The 15,447-nt window shown below is 71.7% G+C and carries 15 protein-coding genes and 1 pseudogene; 10 read left to right on the forward strand and 6 right to left on the reverse strand.

From position 1 onward, the window contains the following. Positions 1 to 34: 34 nt before the first annotated feature. On the forward strand, positions 35 to 496 hold the full coding sequence (locus tag LY625_RS07740; protein WP_233739356.1) for a hypothetical protein: 462 nt from the start codon (positions 35 to 37) through the stop codon (positions 494 to 496). Positions 497 to 518: 22 nt separating this feature from the next. Here LY625_RS07740 and LY625_RS07745 read toward each other — a convergent pair whose 3' ends face one another. After that, positions 519 to 1,364 carry a pirin family protein gene (locus tag LY625_RS07745; protein WP_233739358.1) on the reverse strand — a complete coding sequence of 282 codons (846 nt, stop codon included), beginning with the start codon at positions 1,362 to 1,364 and terminating at the stop codon, positions 519 to 521. A 102-nt stretch (positions 1,365 to 1,466) separates the two neighbouring features. Further along, positions 1,467 to 2,210: a TorF family putative porin gene (locus tag LY625_RS07750; RefSeq protein ID WP_233739377.1), complete on the reverse strand. Its 744-nt coding sequence runs from the start codon at positions 2,208 to 2,210 to the stop codon at positions 1,467 to 1,469. Positions 2,211 to 2,424: 214 nt separating this feature from the next. Between LY625_RS07750 and LY625_RS07755 the strand changes: the two genes are divergently transcribed. Genes LY625_RS07755 through LY625_RS07770 form a run of 4 tightly spaced genes read left to right on the forward strand, consistent with a single transcriptional unit; the run spans position 2,425 to position 6,523 of the window. Continuing rightward, positions 2,425 to 3,552, forward strand: coding sequence for an extracellular solute-binding protein (locus tag LY625_RS07755; RefSeq protein WP_233739379.1), 1,128 nt, complete (start codon positions 2,425 to 2,427; stop codon positions 3,550 to 3,552). Between the two features lie 4 nt (positions 3,553 to 3,556). After that, entirely contained in the window at positions 3,557 to 4,729 is a 1,173-nt protein-coding gene (locus LY625_RS07760; protein WP_233739381.1) for an ABC transporter ATP-binding protein, read from the forward strand. 10 nt (positions 4,730 to 4,739) lie between these two features. After that, complete coding sequence (locus LY625_RS07765) at positions 4,740 to 5,729, forward strand: ABC transporter permease subunit (RefSeq protein ID WP_233739383.1); 990 nt, start codon at positions 4,740 to 4,742, stop codon at positions 5,727 to 5,729. Further along, entirely contained in the window at positions 5,726 to 6,523 is a 798-nt protein-coding gene (locus LY625_RS07770) for an ABC transporter permease subunit (protein WP_233739385.1), read from the forward strand. The genes LY625_RS07765 and LY625_RS07770 overlap by 4 nt, the downstream gene beginning before the upstream one ends. Positions 6,524 to 6,562: 39 nt before the next feature. On the opposite strand, the gene rlmKL is transcribed toward LY625_RS07770, so the two are convergent. Together rlmKL and LY625_RS07780 are read right to left on the reverse strand one after the other, a co-directional pair. Beyond that, positions 6,563 to 8,710, reverse strand: a complete 2,148-nt coding sequence (gene rlmKL, locus LY625_RS07775; RefSeq protein WP_233739401.1) for a bifunctional 23S rRNA (guanine(2069)-N(7))-methyltransferase RlmK/23S rRNA (guanine(2445)-N(2))-methyltransferase RlmL — start codon at positions 8,708 to 8,710, stop codon at positions 6,563 to 6,565. Continuing rightward, a complete protein-coding gene (locus LY625_RS07780; protein ID WP_233739416.1) occupies positions 8,707 to 9,267 on the reverse strand; it encodes a hypothetical protein in 561 nt (186 codons plus the stop codon). The genes rlmKL and LY625_RS07780 overlap by 4 nt, the downstream gene beginning before the upstream one ends. A gap of 44 nt (positions 9,268 to 9,311) precedes the next feature. On the opposite strand from LY625_RS07780, the gene LY625_RS07785 reads away from it, so the two are divergent. The 5 genes and pseudogenes from LY625_RS07785 to LY625_RS07805 all read left to right on the forward strand — a co-directional run bounded on the left by LY625_RS07785 (position 9,312) and on the right by LY625_RS07805 (position 13,766). Beyond that, the gene (locus LY625_RS07785; protein WP_233739418.1) at positions 9,312 to 9,923 is read left to right on the forward strand and encodes an N-acetylmuramoyl-L-alanine amidase; all 612 of its coding nucleotides are present in this window, start codon (positions 9,312 to 9,314) and stop codon (positions 9,921 to 9,923) included. 28 nt (positions 9,924 to 9,951) lie between these two features. Then, entirely contained in the window at positions 9,952 to 10,848 is an 897-nt protein-coding gene (tesB, locus tag LY625_RS07790) for an acyl-CoA thioesterase II (RefSeq protein ID WP_233739420.1), read from the forward strand. 2 nt (positions 10,849 to 10,850) lie between these two features. After that, positions 10,851 to 11,090: pseudogene (locus LY625_RS07795) on the forward strand (DUF2007 domain-containing protein); the annotation flags it as partial. Between the two features lie 640 nt (positions 11,091 to 11,730). Beyond that, positions 11,731 to 12,480, forward strand: coding sequence for an arginyltransferase (locus LY625_RS07800; protein WP_233739422.1), 750 nt, complete (start codon positions 11,731 to 11,733; stop codon positions 12,478 to 12,480). Positions 12,481 to 12,608: 128 nt separating this feature from the next. Then, entirely contained in the window at positions 12,609 to 13,766 is a 1,158-nt protein-coding gene (locus tag LY625_RS07805) for an endonuclease/exonuclease/phosphatase family protein (RefSeq protein WP_233739570.1), read from the forward strand. A gap of 25 nt (positions 13,767 to 13,791) precedes the next feature. Here LY625_RS07805 and LY625_RS07810 read toward each other — a convergent pair whose 3' ends face one another. Then, positions 13,792 to 14,160: a hypothetical protein gene (locus LY625_RS07810; RefSeq protein ID WP_233739424.1), complete on the reverse strand. Its 369-nt coding sequence runs from the start codon at positions 14,158 to 14,160 to the stop codon at positions 13,792 to 13,794. Between the two features lie 21 nt (positions 14,161 to 14,181). After that, complete coding sequence (gene purT / locus LY625_RS07815; RefSeq protein ID WP_233739426.1) at positions 14,182 to 15,417, reverse strand: formate-dependent phosphoribosylglycinamide formyltransferase; 1,236 nt, start codon at positions 15,415 to 15,417, stop codon at positions 14,182 to 14,184. Positions 15,418 to 15,447 lie beyond the last annotated feature (30 nt).

Below are 15,447 nucleotides of genomic sequence, written 5' to 3' on the forward strand. Positions count from 1 at the left end.
CTGCTTCCGCGCAACGCGGACGCAAGGGGGATCAATGAAAGCAATCGCACTCTGCCTGCCCTGGCTGTTGCTGGCCGCCTCGGCCACGCACGCGCAGCAGTCCACGCCGGGCTGTCCGCAACTTCCACCCGACTCGGGCTTGAGCTGGGAACACCGCGGCACCGCGGAATCCGATTTCTGCCGCGCCCTGCGCGAGGACGGGAGCGAGGCCTTCGGCCTGTACATCGCCGACCAGTCACCGTTCGAGCCACAGCGCAAGAACCGCGAGGAGCGCGGCCAGGTCGGCGGCTTCCAGGTGCAGTGGTTCCGCGCCGAGATCGCGACCCAGCCGGAGATCGCCGCCCGCGAGACGCTGATCAAGCTGCCGGACGGCCGCATCGCGCATCTCTGGCTGCAGGCGCCGGACGGCGAGGAGCTCGAACGCGCCTTCGACCTGGCCGGCGGACTGCGTTTTGGCACCGGCCGCCAGGTGGCCGGCGGCGGCAGCGCGCCCTAGGACGGGCGCGCCGGGCACAGGCTCAGAAGCGGCCGGCCTGGAAGTCGGCGAACGCCTGCATCAGTTCCTCGCGGGTGTTCATGACGAACGGGCCGTGGCGCGCCACCGGCTCGCCGAGCGGGCGACCGGCGACCAGCAACACCCGGGCACCCCCACCGGCGGCCTGCAGCCGCACCCGCGGACCGCCACCCAGGACGGCCAGCTGCGGCGCGGCCAGTTCACGTGCGGCGGCGTCCTGCCCGATCGCCGCAGCGCCTTCGAAGACATAGGCAAACGCGTTGTGCCCCTGCGGCAGGGCGTGCTCCCAGGCCGCGCCGGCATCCAGTGAGACGTCCAGGTAGACCGGCTCCGTCGCCGGCTGGCTGACCGGTCCCGCGACCTCCCCGACCCGTCCGGCGACCACCTTCACTGTCACCCCGGCCTCCGGCGTGACCAGCGGAATCCGTTCGGCGGCGAACTCCTGGTACTGCGGCTCGCTCATCTTCAGCCGCGCCGGCAGGTTCACCCACAGCTGGAAGCCGCGCATGCGCCCCTCTTCCTGCTCGGGCATCTCCGAATGCACCAGGCCCCGGCCGGCGGTCATCCACTGCACGCTGCCCGGCACCAGCACGCCCTCGTTGCCGTGGCTGTCGCGGTGGCGCATGCGCCCGTCGAGCATGTAGGTGACGGTCTCGAAGCCACGGTGCGGGTGATCGGGGAAGCCGGCGATGTAGTCCTCGGCGCGGTCGGTGCCGAACTCGTCGAGCATCAGGAACGGGTCGAGCTCCGACAGCTGCGGGGTGCCGATGACGCGGGTCAGGCGCACGCCGGCGCCGTCGGAGGTCGGCATGCCGCGCACGATGCGGTCGATGTGGGCGTGGGTGGTCATGGGATGCGCTCCGGTTTGCGGTGTCATGCGTCGCAATGTCGGGGCCGGAGCCGGCCGACGCCACCCCCGCCGGTGGAACGCTTCATCGTCGGCGACGCGGCCTCAGAATTCCCAGCCCACAAGCAGCGTGGTGCGCCCGTCCGCCAGCGCCGGGGCGCCCACCGACTCGCCGAGGATTTCCCCGTAGCTGGAGGTGTCGGTGTACTGCAGCCGCACGTCGACCGGCCCGAATCCGCGCGACAGCCCCAGCAGCCAGTCGTTGTAACTGTCGCCAGCGGCGTCCCGCAGGTCGTAGTGGCCGGCCTGCACCGCCAGGGTGAGCCCGCTGCCGCCCAGCGGCCACTCCGCGCCGGCGGTGTAATACCAGCCGTGCCCGCCGAGGTTGAAGATGTCAGGCGAGTAGGCCAGGCCGACGTGGTAGTACTCCGCGAAGCCCAGGCTCGCCTCGATCTCGGTGTAATCGATGTCGTAGCCGTCGTTGACCCCCGGGTACATCACCCTGGAGACGAACACGTCCAGCTCGGCGGCGCCCAGCCCACCGGCCCAGCCGATGTACGGCGACAGCTCGTAGTCCATGCCGTCGTCCGGGTCGCCGAAGTCGACGCTGGCCGCCGATGCCCCCAGGTACCAGCCGCTTTCATGCCCCGCGTACAGGTCCAGCAGCAGGGCGGGGTCCCCATCGGTCTGTGACACGCCGCGCCAGACGTAGTCGGTGGCGCCGGTGACGCTGCCGCCGACGCTCCAGTCCGGCTCCTGCGTCGACTGCGCCGCCACTGCCGGCAGCGCCGGAACCGCGAGGACCAGGCCCAGGGAAAGTGCCCTGCGGCGGAAACGGGTGTTGCGCATCGGTGGATCTCCGGATCGGAATGGGCCGCGCGCCAGGCGGCGAAAAGGGGCGGCACGATACACCCGCCAGTGACGCGGCGGAAGCCGCGTTGACACCGGGCCGGCGCACTCCGAACATGCGCCCTCACGCGCGCCAGACCCCCGTCGACGCACCCTGCCCGCACGTACGCGGCCTTCGCGTGAATCCACTCCCCACCCGATCCGGAGAACCGCCGTGTCCCTGCGTCTCGCCCCGTTGGCCTGCATCCTGCTTCTCGCCGCCTGCGGCGGCGACTCCACCGGCAGCGCCGGCACCGGCGGCCAGGCGCTCAACGTCTACAACTGGTCCGACTACGTGGCCGAGGACACGATCTCCGGCTTCGAGCAGGCCACGGGGATCAAGGTCAACTACGACGTCTATTCCGAGAACGAGACGCTGGAGGCGAAGCTGACCGCCGGCGGCGCCGGCTACGACGTGGTGTTCCCTTCGGCCCGCCCGTTCGCCCAGCGGCAGATCGCCGCCGGCCTGTACATGCCGCTGGACAAGGACAGGCTGCCCAACCTGCAGCACCTGGACCCGGAGATCATGGAAGGGCTGACCGACATCGACCCGGGCAATCGGCACGTCGTGCCGTACATGTGGGGCACGACCGGGCTGGGCGTGAACGTGGAGAAGGTCCGCGCCGCGCTCGGGGCCGACGTGCCGCTGGACAGCTGGGACCTGCTGTTCGACCCGGCCAGCGCCAGCAAGCTGGCCGGCTGCGGGATCAGCATCCTGGATGACGACCAGGAGGCATTCGGCGCCGCGCTGATCTGGATGGGGCGCGATCCCAATGCCGGCGCCGCCGACGAGATCGAGGCGGTCCGCCAGGCCTACGCGGCGATCCGCCCCTACATCCGCACCTTCAACAACGCCGAGTACAAGGACGCGCTGGCCAACGGCGACGCCTGCCTGGTCATGGGCTATTCCGGCGACATCGGCCAAGCCCGCGACGTGGCGCTGGAGGCGGCGGAGAACACCGGCAACCCGGCGCCCGACATCCGCTACGTGATCCCGAAGGAAGGCGCGATCCGCTGGATGGACGTCATGGCCATCCCCGCCGACGCCCGCAATCCGGACGCCGCCCACGCCTTCATCAACCACCTGATGGAGCCGGAGGTGATCGCCGCCATCACCGACTACGTCGCCTACGCCAACGCCAACCTCGCCGCCACCGCCCTGGTCGACCCGGACATCGCCGCCGACCAGGGCGTGTACCCGCCCGCGGATGTGCGCGCCAAGCTGGTCGACCCGGTCTCGCTGCCGGAGGACGTGCAGCGCCAGCGCGTGCGCGCCTGGACCCAGATCAAGAGCGGCCGCTGAGCCCGTGAACGCCACGCCAGGCATCCTCCCCGGCCCCGTCGCCTCCACCGAGCCGTGGCGCGACCCGGCGGCGCAGCCGTTCGTGCGCATCGAGGGCGTGACCAAGACCTTCGGCAAGGTCTACGCCTGCGACGACATAACGCTGGACATCTACCGCGGGGAGTTCTTCGCCCTGCTCGGCGGCTCGGGCTCGGGCAAGAGCACCCTGCTGCGGATCCTCGCCGGCCTGGAGGACCCCGACCGCGGCCGCATCCTGATCGACGGGGTCGACGTGACCCGGCTGCCGCCCTACAAGCGCTCGGTGAACATGATGTTCCAGAGCTACGCCCTGTTCCCGCACATGAGCGTGGCGCAGAACATCGCCTTTGGCCTGCGCCAGGACAGGCTGCCGGCCGCGGAGATCCGCGACCGGGTCCAGCAAATGCTGGAGCTGGTGCGCATGCCGCAGCTGGGCAACCGCAAGCCGCACCAGCTGTCGGGTGGACAGCGCCAGCGGGTGGCCCTGGCCCGGGCGCTGGCCAAGCAGCCCAAGCTGCTGCTGCTCGACGAGCCGCTGGGCGCGCTGGACAAGCGGCTGCGCGAGCACACCCAGTTCGAACTGGTGAACATCCAGGAGCGCGTGGGCACCACCTTCATCATGGTCACCCACGACCAGGAGGAGGCGATGACCATGTCCTCGCGGATCGCGGTGATGGACACCGGGCGCGTGGTCCAGGTCTCCACCCCGGCGGTGCTCTACGAGTACCCCTCGACCCGGTTCGTGGCCGAGTTCATTGGCGGCATCAACCTGTTCGAGGGCCGGGTGCTGTCCAGCGACGAGGCGACCGGCACGGTCCGCATCCAGTGCGACCGGCTGGAGGCCGAGCTGCTGGCCCGCCACACCGATCCGCTGCCGGAGGGCACCGCGGTGAGCGTCGCGGTACGGCCGGAGAAGATCGACGTGCACGAGCACCCGCCCGAGCGCGGGACCGCGGCCACCGAGAACGTGGTCGAGGGCAAGGTGGCCGATGTCGCCTACCTGGGCGACGTTTCGGTCTACCGGGTGAAGACCGCCTCGGGTGCGATCGTCCGGGTCCAGGAGACCCACGTGGCGCGCAGCTCGGAGCCGCACTACGACTGGGACGACACCCTGTGGCTGTCCTGGGAGGCGGCCAGCGCGGTGGTGCTGACGGCATGAGGATCACCAGATGAAGGCTGCGCCCGCCTCCGGCGTGTGGGGCTTCTGGTTCGACGTGGTGCGCAACCTGTTCGGCTGGTTCCGCCTGGTCGGCCGCGAGTTCCGCACCCGCCGCGGGCGCTTCCTGGTGACCAGCCTGCCGATGCTCTGGCTGGGGCTGTTCTTCCTGGTCCCGTTCCTGATCGTGCTGAAGATCAGCTTCTCGCAGGCGGTGTTCGGCCAGGTGCCGCCGTACACCGCGTTGATGGAGACCGCCGCCGACGGCGCGGTCTCGCTGCGGCTGCGCGCATCCAACTACGCGATGCTGCTGAGCGACCCGCTGTACGTATCGGCGTACCTGAAGTCGCTGCTGTTCGCGTCCGTGTCCACCCTGTTCTGCCTGCTGCTGGGCTACCCGATCGCCTACGGCATCGCCCGCGCGCGGCCCTCGCTGCGGATGGTGCTGCTGGTGCTGGTGGTGCTGCCGTTCTGGACCAGCTCGCTGCTGCGCACCTATGCCCTGATGGGCATCCTCAAGGCCAACGGGCTGCTGGGACAGGTGCTGTCGGCGGTGGGGCTGGTCGATCCGGGTTGGGGCATCCTCTACACCAACGCCGCGGTGTACGTGGGCATCGTCTACAACTACCTGCCGTTCATGATCCTGCCGCTCACGGCCACGCTGATGCGGCTGGACTTCACCCTGCTGGAGGCGGCCGAGGACCTGGGCGCGAAGCCCTGGCATGCCTTCATGCGCATCACCCTGCCGCTGTCGATGCCGGGCATCATCGCCGGCGCGCTGCTGGTGTTCATCCCGGCGGTGGGCGAGTTCGTGATCCCCGACATCCTCGGCGGGCCGGATGCGCTGACCATCGGCCGGGTGCTGTGGATCGAGTTCTTCACCAACCGTGACTGGCCGCTGGCGGCGGCGGTGACCATCGCCATGCTGGTGCTGATCGTCGCCCCGACGCTGCTGTTCGAGTACGTGGAAAACCGCCGCGCCAACCGCGAGGCCGAGGCATGAACCGCCGGCCGTTCGCCCTCTACACCGCGATGCTGGTGGGCTACGCGTTCCTGTACATCCCGATCTTCTCGGTGATCGTGTACTCGTTCAACGCCTCGCGGGTGTCGACCGTGTGGGGCGGGTTCTCGCTGCGCTGGTACGCCGAGCTGGCCTCCAACCAGCAGCTGCTGGACGCGGTGCAGCGCAGCTTCCTGATCGCCGCCATCACCGCCACCGCCGCGGTGGCGCTGGGCACGGCGAGCGGGCTGGCGCTGTCGCGCTTCGGCCGCTTCCCGGGGCGCGGGCTGCTGAGCCTGATGAACTCCGCGCCCATGGTCATGCCCGACGTGATGATCGGCCTGTCCTCGCTGCTGCTGTTCGTCACCCTGCAGCAGGCCTTCGACTGGCCCGACCGCGGCATGACCACGATCACCCTGGCCCACATCACCCTGACCGCCTGCTACGTCACGGTGGTGGTGCGCTCGCGCATGACCTCGATGGACGAAAGCCTGGAAGAGGCGGCGATGGACCTGGGCGCGAAGCCCTGGCGGGTGTTCTTCGTCATCACCCTGCCGCTGATCGCCCCGGCGCTGCTGGCCGGCTGGCTGTTAGCCTTCACCCTGTCGCTGGACGACCTGGTGATCGCCAGCTTCACCTCCGGCCCGGGCTCGAGCACGCTGCCGATGGTGGTGTACTCCAAGGTCAAGCTGGGCGTGACCCCGGAGATCAACGCGCTGGCGACGATCATCGTGGTGGCGGTCGCGGTGGGCGTTAGCCTGGCCGGCATTGCCATGCACCGCCGCAGGGCGGATTAGGCCGGAGGCCGTCATCCGCCGGAACGGTGAGGCGGGCGGCTATTGCGCCCTACCGGTGATGCGCCAGGTGCGGTGGATGCGGGCGTTGCGTTCGAAGTCGGGGGGAATCGTCGAGGGGGTGATCTCCTCGATGGCTGCGAACGCCGCCACCGCCTCGTCGTCCAGCTTGAAGCGCCGGAAGTTGTTGGAGAAATACAGCACCCCGCCAGGCGCCAGCCGCGCCACCGCCGCGCGCAACAGGCGCACGTGCACGGCCTGGATGTCGAAGTCGCCGGCACGCTTGGAATTGGAGAAGGTCGGCGGGTCGCAGAACACCAGGTCGTACTGGCCGCGATCGGCCTCCAGCCAGGCCAGGGCATCGGCCTGCACCAGCTGGTGGCGGCTGCCGCCCACGCCATTGAGCGCCAGGTTGTCGGCGCACCACTGCAGGTAGGTGCCGGACAGGTCGACGGTGGTGGTGGCGCGCGCCCGGCCGACCGCCGCGTGCACGGTCGCCGCGCCGGTGTAGCCGAACAGGTTGAGGAAGCGGGTGTCCTCCGCCTCTTCGGCGATGCGCAGCCGCATCGGCCGGTGGTCCAGGAACAGGCCGGTGTCGAGGTAGTCGAACAGGTTCACCCGCAGGCGCGCGTCGCCCTCGTGCACGGTGAGGAACTCCCCGCGCTGGTCGAAGCGCCCGTACTTGCTGCCGCCCTTGCCACGGGCCCGGGTCTTGAGCGCGACCTGCTCGCGCGGGACCCCGAAGACCTCGCGCGCGGCGGCCATCAGTTCGTTCAGCCGGCGGCGCTGCACGTCCTCCGGGATCGAGGCCGGGGCGGCGTACTCCTGCACGTGCAGGAAGGTACGGGGAGCGGTTTCACCGGTTTCGTAGACATCGATCGCTGCCGCGTACTCCGGCAGGTCGGCGTCGTAGGCGCGGAAGCAGCTGACGCCTTCCTGGCGCCGCCAGGCCCTGAGCCGGCGCAGGTTCCTGCGCAGCCGGTTGGCGACCATCTGCGCGCCCTCGCCCAGTCGGGCGGGCGCGTCTTCGCGCACGGCGCGCGCCGGGGCGACCGGGTCGGCAACGATCAGCGTGCACTCGATCGCGCCGTTGAACACCTGGTACTTCTTCTTCGCCCGCAGGCCGGTGGCGTAGGCCAGCTCGGCATCGCCGCACAGCAGGCTCGCACTCCAGCCGGGCACGGCACGGCGCAGCGCGTCGCCGAGTTCGCGGTACAGCGCCGGATCGGCCGCCAGGCGCAGGTCGTAGGGCGGGTTGCAGACGACCAGTCCGGCGTCCCCGCCGGGCGCGGATTCCAGCCCGGCGACCGGCGCCACCTTCCAGTCGACCAGGCCGGCCAGCCCGGCGAGCACCTCGTTCTCCCGCGCCGCGGCGATCGCCCGCGGGTCCAGGTCACGGCCAGTGAATACCGGGCGCAGCGCGGCCCGTCCGGTGGACTCGCGGCCGCGCGCGTCCTCCAGCTGGCGCTGCCATTCCATCGGGTCGAAGCCCTTCCAGTGCGAGGGCGGGAAGCCGCCGTGGCGCAGCAGGCCCGGCGCAACGTCGGCCGCCATCAACGCGCCCTCGATCAGCAGCGTGCCGCTGCCGCACATCGGGTCCAGCAGCGCGCCGCCACCGGCGTACACCTGCGGCCAGCGGCCCCGCAGCAGCACGCCCGCGGCCAGGGTCTCCTTCAGCGGCGCCTCGCCCTGGTGGGCGCGCCAGCCGCGGCGGTGCAGCGGCCCGCCGCCCAGGTCGACCGACAGCACCGCCCGGCCCTTGCGCACCACCAGGTTCAGGCGCAGGTCCGGGTGCTCCACGTCGACATCCGGGCGGCTGCCGGTGGCCTGGCGCATGACGTCGACCACCGCGTCCTTGGCACGCTGGGCGGCGTAGCGGGCGTGGGTGATGCCCTCGCCGGACACGTGCGCATCGATCGCCAGGGTGTCCCCGCCGGCCAGGTGCTCCGGCCAGGGCACGGCGCCCACGCCGGCATACAGCGCCTCGGCATCGGGGCATTCGAATTCCGCGAGTGGCCACAGGATCCGGCTGGCCAGGCGCGACCACAGCACCGCGCGTTGCGCGTCGGCCAGCGTGCCCTCCACGTTCACCCCGGCGATGGTGGCGGTCGCCCGCTCGCAGCCCAGTGCCTGCAGCTCGTCGGCCAGCAGGTACTCCAGGCCCTTGCCGCAGCTGGCGAAGAACCTCATCGGGCGGCCGCGCGCAGGTCGCCGGCGGAGTCGTCCAGGCGCCGCAGCAGCTCGCCGAAGGCAAGCGCGCTGGCCTCCACGTGGCCGGCAAGTCGGTGGCTGTCGTCGACCATCAACAAGGTGGCGCGCCGCGCCTGCGCCCAGTCGACCACGTGCGTGGCGGGAATCAGCTCGTCGCCCCAGCCGTGGACGATGCTGGTGGGCACCTCGTCGGCCTCGATCGGATGCGCTTCATCGAGCCTGACCGGCGGCGCCATCAGGAACAGCCCCGCCACCCGCACCCGGCGCGAGACGTGGCCGGAAATCCAGGCTCCCAGGCTGGAACCGGCCAGCACCAGCGGCCCGCGCGCGGCTGCCGCCTGCGCCAGCGCATGCAGCCGCTCCACCCGGGCCGCCACGTCGCCCAGTCCACTGACCTGGCTGCGGGCGTCCAGGTCGGTGTAGTCCGGCCGCTCGCAGCTCCAGCCCAGCCGCCCGGCCGTCTCGGCCAGTGCGGTCACCTTGGTCGCCTCCGGGCCACTCTCGAAACCGTGGGAAAGGATGCAGTGACCGGGCATGTCGGGACCGTGGGCGGAGGGGCTGCGATGCTAGCATCCGCGGCATGCCGCCCGAGCCGCCGCCACCGGTCCCCACCCTCCCCGTGCACGACCACCTGCTGCCCTACGCCGGGCGCCTGGAACCGCGGGATCCGGCACGGATCGACCTGGTGGTCATCCACTGCACCGAACTGCCGGATCTGGCCACCGCCCGTGAATACGGCGAGCGCATCGTCCACCCCGCCTCGGGCACCGGCAACAGCGGCCACTTCTACATCGACCGCGACGGCAGCGTGCACCGCTACGTGCCCCTGGACCGGGTCGCCCACCACGTGCGCGACTGGAACGCCCGCAGTCTCGGCATCGAACTGGTCAACACCGGCCGCTATCCCGACTGGTGGGATTCCCGCCGCCAGGAGATGAACGAGCCCTACCCGGCCGCGCAGACCGGGGCGCTGGTGGGCCTGCTTGCCCGCCTGGCCCGCGAGTGCCCCGGGCTGCGCTGGATCACCGGCCACGAGGACTTGGACACCGGCCTGGTGGACGCCACCGACGCGCCGGGCGCCAGCGTGCGGCGCAAGCGCGATCCCGGCCCGATGTTCCCGTGGGACGAGGTGCTGGCGCGCATCCCGCTGCGGCGCCTGGCGCCCGGCCCCGGTGCCCCGCGGCCGCTATAATCGCCGGTCCCCCCAAGCTGGCCTGCGCATGTCCTCACCCGTCACCGAGCTGGTCGAGCTGCTCTCACTGGAGCGCCTCGAGGACAACCTGTTCCGTGGCCAGAGCCGCGACATCGGGACGAAGTACGTCTTCGGCGGCCAGGTGCTCGGGCAGGCACTGGCCGCCGCGCAGATGACCCTGTCCTCGCCGCGCGGCGCGCACTCGCTGCATGCCTATTTCCTGCGCGCCGGCAACATCGATGCGCCGATCGTCTACCAGCTCGACCGCACCCGCGACGGCGGCAGCTTCTCGGTGCGCCGGGTGACCGCGATCCAGCACGGCCAGGTGATCTTCTTCATGGCCGCCTCGTTCCAGGAGCAGGAAGGCGGCGCCGAGCACCAGCTGCCGATGCCCACGGTGCCGCCGCCGGAGGACATCGAGCCGGCCGCCGCGGTCCCCGAGAAGGTCCTGGCGAAGCTGCCGACCAAGGTGCAGCGCTGGCTCTCGCGCACCGGTCCGTTCGAGTTCCGCCACGTCTACCCGCGCGACGAGCTCAACCCGCCCAGGCGCCCGCCGCACCAGCAGGTCTGGTTCAAGCTGTGCGACCGGGTACCCGACGACCCGCGGCTGCACCAGGCGCTGCTGGCCTACGCCAGCGACTTCCAGCTGCTGGGCACGGCCACCTTCCCGCACGGCATCAGCTACTACCAGCCGAACGTGCAGATGGCCTCGCTGGACCATGCGCTGTGGTTCCACCGTCCGTTCCGGGTCGACGAGTGGCTGCTGTACTCCATCGACAGCCCCAGCGCACAGGCCTCGCGCGGCCTGGCCCGCGGCCAGATCTACGACCGCCAGGGGCGACTGGTCGCCAGCACCGCCCAGGAAGGGCTGATCCGGGTGGTCGGCGACGCCGCCGCCGCGCGCGCCGTGCCGGCGCAGGGCTGACGGTGCGCCAGGTCTTCAGCAGCCAGCGACTGGAGAACGTCGAGCAGGTCGCGCACCTGCTCGAGCAGGCCGGCATCGAGGTGCGGGTCACCAACGGACGCTCGTACAAGGGCCAGCGCCGCAGCCATTTCAGCTACAGCGATGCCAGCGCGCCGCGCCCGGCGGTCTGGGTCGTACAGTCCGACCAGCAACCCCGGGCGCGTGAGCTGTTGCGCGAGGCGGGCCTGATCGACACCACCCGCGCCGGCACCGCGCCCAGCTACCAGTTCCGTAGCCGCCATGAGGAGGCCGCGCGCCCGGCACAGCGGCGGATGCTGCTGTTCAAGATCGCGCTGCTGCTGGCGATCGCGGTGGTCGGCGGGTTCGCGCTGTTCCGCATCGCCACCCAGGCGCCGCCCGAGCCGCAGCTGGCCGCCGGCCCGTTCGACGGTGGCGTCGGCGCCACCGTGCCCGGTGCGGCCCGCGCGGTGTTCGCCCTGGCGCTGGAGGACGCCTCGACCCCGGTCGCATGCCTGTCGGTGGACGGTGCCGACGCGCCGGCCCACGTCATCGACCCGCTGCGCCGCGACGGGGTGCTGGTGGTGCCGGCCAGCCAGTGCGTGGAGGTCGCCGACGAGGACCGCGGCAGCTTCCACCGGGCGAGCGGCCAGCCCGCGACCCTGGTCCGGGTGGCTGCCTTCCGGGCCGCCGACGAGGCGCACGCCACCGCCGAGCTGGAGTCCTACCACCACCGCGGCTGGGCCACCTACAAGACCCTGCAGCTGGCCCGCGTGGATGAGCACTGGCAGGTCACCGATACCCTGCGCCACGTGGAGAGCCGCGGCCTGATCGGCTTCTGAGCCGCCGTCCCGCACCTGCACCCCATCCACACGAGGCAGGGCTATGCTGCGCGCCATGGGTACCGATGCCAGCCAGGATCCCGGCGACCTGCGCCTGTTCCACACCGGCACCCATGCCTGTGGTTACTGGCCCGAGCGCAGCGCGCGCGACCTGGTGCTGGACCCGCGCGATCCGCACCTGCCGCACTGGTATCCGATGGCGCTGGGCTGGGGCTTCCGCCGCTCCGGCGACATCCTCTACCGCCCGCACTGTCCCGGCTGCCGTGCCTGCGTGGCAGCGCGGATCCCGGTGCGCCGGTTCACTCCCAACCGCAGCCAGCGCCGCTGCCTGGCGCGCAACGCCGCGGTGGAGCTGCGGGTCCTGCCGGCCGAACGCACCAGGGAGCAGCTGGCGCTCTACCAGCGCTACCTGCGTGCCCGCCATCGCGGCGGCGGCATGGACACCCACGGCGCCACCGAGTTCGACCAGTTCCTGGCTGGCAGCTGGAACACCGGCCGGTTCCTGGAGCTGCGCGAGGACGGCCGGCTGCTGGCGGTGGCGGTGACCGACGTCGTCGATTCCGCCCTGTCGGCGGTCTACACCTTCTACGACCCGGACCAGGCGCACCGCAGCCTGGGTACCCTGGCGATCCTGCACCAGCTGGAATGGGCCCGGCAGCAGGGCCACCGCCACCTCTACCTGGGCTACTGGATCGCCGGGCATCCGAAAATGGAGTACAAGCGGCGCTTCCGTCCGCTCGAGATCCATGACGGACGCCGCTGGCGCGACCTGCAACCCGGAGACCCTGCATGACCCTGCCGCCGCACCGGCCCCGCCATACCCACGCCCCGTCCCCTTCCTCCCGCCCGCGCTCCGCGCTGCGCCGCCACTGGCCGCTGGCCCTCGCCGGCCTGGTCGTGCTGGTCGCCGGTTGCGTGCGCATGAACGTGCACGGCGATCCCGACGGCTGGGCCGAGGCGGTGCGCTCGCGTGGGACGGTGCGGGTGGCGACCTACAACACCTCGCTGTACGACGAGCAGGCCGGCGGCCTGGTCGCGCGCCTGCGTGCCGGTGACGCCGGCGCCCGAGACGTGGCCGCCGTGTTGCAGCGGGTGCGCCCGGACGTGGTGCTGCTCAACGAGTTCGACTACGACCCGGAGGGCGTCGCCGCCACGCTGTTCCAGCGCCGGTACCTGGAGCAGGCCCAGCCCGGCGGCGGCGAGGCGCTGCACTATCCGTACCGTTACCTGGCACCGGTCAATACCGGCGTTCCCAGCGGGCTGGACCTGGACCGCAACGGCGAGACCGGCGGCGAAGGGCGCGACCGCGGCAACGATGCGTGGGGCTACGGCCTGCACCCGGGGCAGTACGGCATGCTGGTGCTCTCGCGGCATCCGATCCGCGCCTCGCAGGTGCGCAGTTTCCGGCTGCTGCCGTGGAGCGCGATGCCGGGTGCCCGCCAGCCCCTCGATCCGGCGTCCGGCCAGCCGTGGTATCCGGCGGAGACCTGGCGCCAGCTGCGGCTGTCGTCCAAGTCGCACTGGGACGTCCCGGTGGCCACGCCCATCGGCACCATCCACCTGCTGGCCGCGCACCCCACGCCGCCGGTGTTCGACGGTCCCGAGGACCGCAACGGCCGGCGCAACGCCGACGAGATCCGCTTGTGGGCCGAGTACATCGGCGGCGGCGCGCTGCCCTGGCTGTGCGATGACAGCGGGGAGTGTGGCGGGCTGGCGCGGGACGCACGCTTCGTGATCGCCGGCGACTACAACGCCGACCCGGTGGACGGCGACGGCGCGCCGGGGGCGATCGACCAGCTGCTCTCGCACCCGCGGGTCAATGCCGGCTTCATCCCGCGCAGCCGCGGCGCGGTGCTGCGGGCGCGCGAGCACGGGTTGCCGCGCCAGGGCGAGACCGCGACGCACACCGGCGACTTCGGCCCGCGCAGCGGGACCCTGCGGCTGGACTACGTGTTGCCCTCGAACAACCTGGCGGTGCGCGACGGCGCGGTGTACTGGCTGGAGCCGGGGGCCCCGGGAGCGGACATCGCCGGGGCCAGCGATCACCACCTGGTGTGGGTCGACATCGCCAATCCCTGAAGCGGCCGGACGGGCCAGCGCCGGGTCAGGCCGCGGAACCCGGTGCGGGATCGGGGCTGGACGAAGCCGCCATGCCGCGCCCCGGAATCTCCGCCTGCGGGACCGGATGCGGCACCGGGCGCGGGCGGAAGCCGAAACTGCCATCGCTGCGCGCGGAGACGATCATCCGCACCATGTTGCTGGGCACCATCAACTCGACCTCGATCGGCTCGCCCTCAGGGGTCTGGCAGTCGAGGGTCATCTCCAGCAATGCGCCGGCGGTATCGATCTCACGACAGATCACGTGGGCCTTGTTGCCCTCGCCCTCCAGGAATGGCGCGGCGTCCTCGCCCAGTGCCTCCAGGGCCTGGGGGAAGAAAAAAACGGCGTAACGGTCCAGCACTCGCTGTTGCATGTCGGCTCCGGTAGAGGGGAATCAGCGCAGGTGTACCCGCAGCCGGGCTGCGGCGCGGCGGGCTTTCTCGCGTGCATGCCCGATGTCGTCGCCCAGGGCCAGGGCGACCGCCACCCGGCGCCGCCCCTCGACCCGAGGCTTGCCGAACAGGCGCACCTGGGTGTCGGGTTCGGCGAGCGCGGCCTCGACCGCGCCGAACACCGGCACGCCATGGCCCTCGGCCAGCACCGCGCAGGAAGCCGACGGTCCGCGGCTGCGGATCACCGGCACCGGCAACCCCAGGATCGCGCGGGCGTGCAGGGCGAACTCGCTCAGGTCCTGCCCGGCCAAGGTGACCAGGCCGGTGTCGTGGGGGCGTGGCGAGACCTCGCTGAACCACACCTGGTCACCGCGCACGAAGAACTCCATGCCGAACACGCCCCACCCGCCGAGATCGGCGGACAGGCGGCGCGCCATGTCCTGCGCGCGCTCCAGCGCCAACGGCGACATCGGCTGCGGTTGCCAGCTCTCCCGGTAGTCGCCGTCGGCCTGGGTATGGCCGATCGGCTCGCAGAAGGTGGTGCCGTCGCGGTGGCGCACCGTCAGCAGGGTGATCTCGTACTCGAAATCGACGAAGCCCTCGACGATCACCCGGCCCCTGCCGGCGCGCCCTCCGGATTGCGCATGGTCCCAGGCGGCCTCCGCCTCGCCGGGGGCGCGGACCAGCGACTGGCCCTTGCCCGAGGACGACATCACCGGCTTGACCACGCACGGGAGCCCGATCGCCCCGATGGCGGCCAGGTATTGCTCGCGGGTGTCGACGAAGCGGTAGGCCGAGGTCGGGATGCCCAGGGTCTCGGCGGCGAGCCGGCGGATGCCCTCGCGGTCCATGGTCAGCCAGGCGGCGCGCGCGGTCGGGATCACCCGGGTGCCGCTGCCGCGCACGGCGAACTCCTCTTCCAGCTCCACCAGGGTGCGGGTGTGGATGGCCTCGATCTCCGGCACCACCAGGTGCGGACGCTCGCGCGCGATCAGGGCCCGGACCGCGGTGCCGTCGAGCATGTCCAGGACATGGCTGCGGTGGGCGACCTGCATCGCCGGCGCGTCGGCATAGCGGTCGGCGGCGATCACCTCGACACCGAAGCGCTGCAGCTCCAGCGCGACTTCCTTGCCCAGCTCGCCCGAGCCCAGCAGCAGGACCCGGGTCGCGTGCGGCGACAGCGGTGTTCCGAGGGTGACGGGCCGTGGTGGAGAGCGGTCGGGCGTGGTGTCTGGCATGGCGGCGCGGCTGTGATGGGGCGCCAAGTC

This window comes from Lysobacter sp. GX 14042 (assembly GCF_021390425.1).
Lineage (GTDB): Bacteria > Pseudomonadota > Gammaproteobacteria > Xanthomonadales > Xanthomonadaceae > Novilysobacter.

What these genes read in the sequence shown, in the direction of transcription:
- LY625_RS07740 (WP_233739356.1), top strand. Translation starts at nt 35, where the DNA reads ATGAAAGCAATCGCACTCTGCCTGCCCTGGCTGTTGCTGGCCGCCTCG.
- LY625_RS07745 (WP_233739358.1), bottom strand. Translation starts at nt 1,364, where the DNA reads ATGACCACCCACGCCCACATCGACCGCATCGTGCGCGGCATGCCGACC.
- LY625_RS07750 (WP_233739377.1), bottom strand. Translation starts at nt 2,210, where the DNA reads ATGCGCAACACCCGTTTCCGCCGCAGGGCACTTTCCCTGGGCCTGGTC.
- LY625_RS07765 (WP_233739383.1), top strand. Translation starts at nt 4,740, where the DNA reads ATGAAGGCTGCGCCCGCCTCCGGCGTGTGGGGCTTCTGGTTCGACGTG.
- LY625_RS07770 (WP_233739385.1), top strand. Translation starts at nt 5,726, where the DNA reads ATGAACCGCCGGCCGTTCGCCCTCTACACCGCGATGCTGGTGGGCTAC.
- rlmKL (WP_233739401.1), bottom strand. Translation starts at nt 8,710, where the DNA reads ATGAGGTTCTTCGCCAGCTGCGGCAAGGGCCTGGAGTACCTGCTGGCC.
- LY625_RS07780 (WP_233739416.1), bottom strand. Translation starts at nt 9,267, where the DNA reads ATGCCCGGTCACTGCATCCTTTCCCACGGTTTCGAGAGTGGCCCGGAG.
- LY625_RS07785 (WP_233739418.1), top strand. Translation starts at nt 9,312, where the DNA reads ATGCCGCCCGAGCCGCCGCCACCGGTCCCCACCCTCCCCGTGCACGAC.
- tesB (WP_233739420.1), top strand. Translation starts at nt 9,952, where the DNA reads ATGTCCTCACCCGTCACCGAGCTGGTCGAGCTGCTCTCACTGGAGCGC.
- LY625_RS07800 (WP_233739422.1), top strand. Translation starts at nt 11,731, where the DNA reads ATGCTGCGCGCCATGGGTACCGATGCCAGCCAGGATCCCGGCGACCTG.
- LY625_RS07805 (WP_233739570.1), top strand. Translation starts at nt 12,609, where the DNA reads ATGAACGTGCACGGCGATCCCGACGGCTGGGCCGAGGCGGTGCGCTCG.
- LY625_RS07810 (WP_233739424.1), bottom strand. Translation starts at nt 14,160, where the DNA reads ATGCAACAGCGAGTGCTGGACCGTTACGCCGTTTTTTTCTTCCCCCAG.
- purT (WP_233739426.1), bottom strand. Translation starts at nt 15,417, where the DNA reads ATGCCAGACACCACGCCCGACCGCTCTCCACCACGGCCCGTCACCCTC.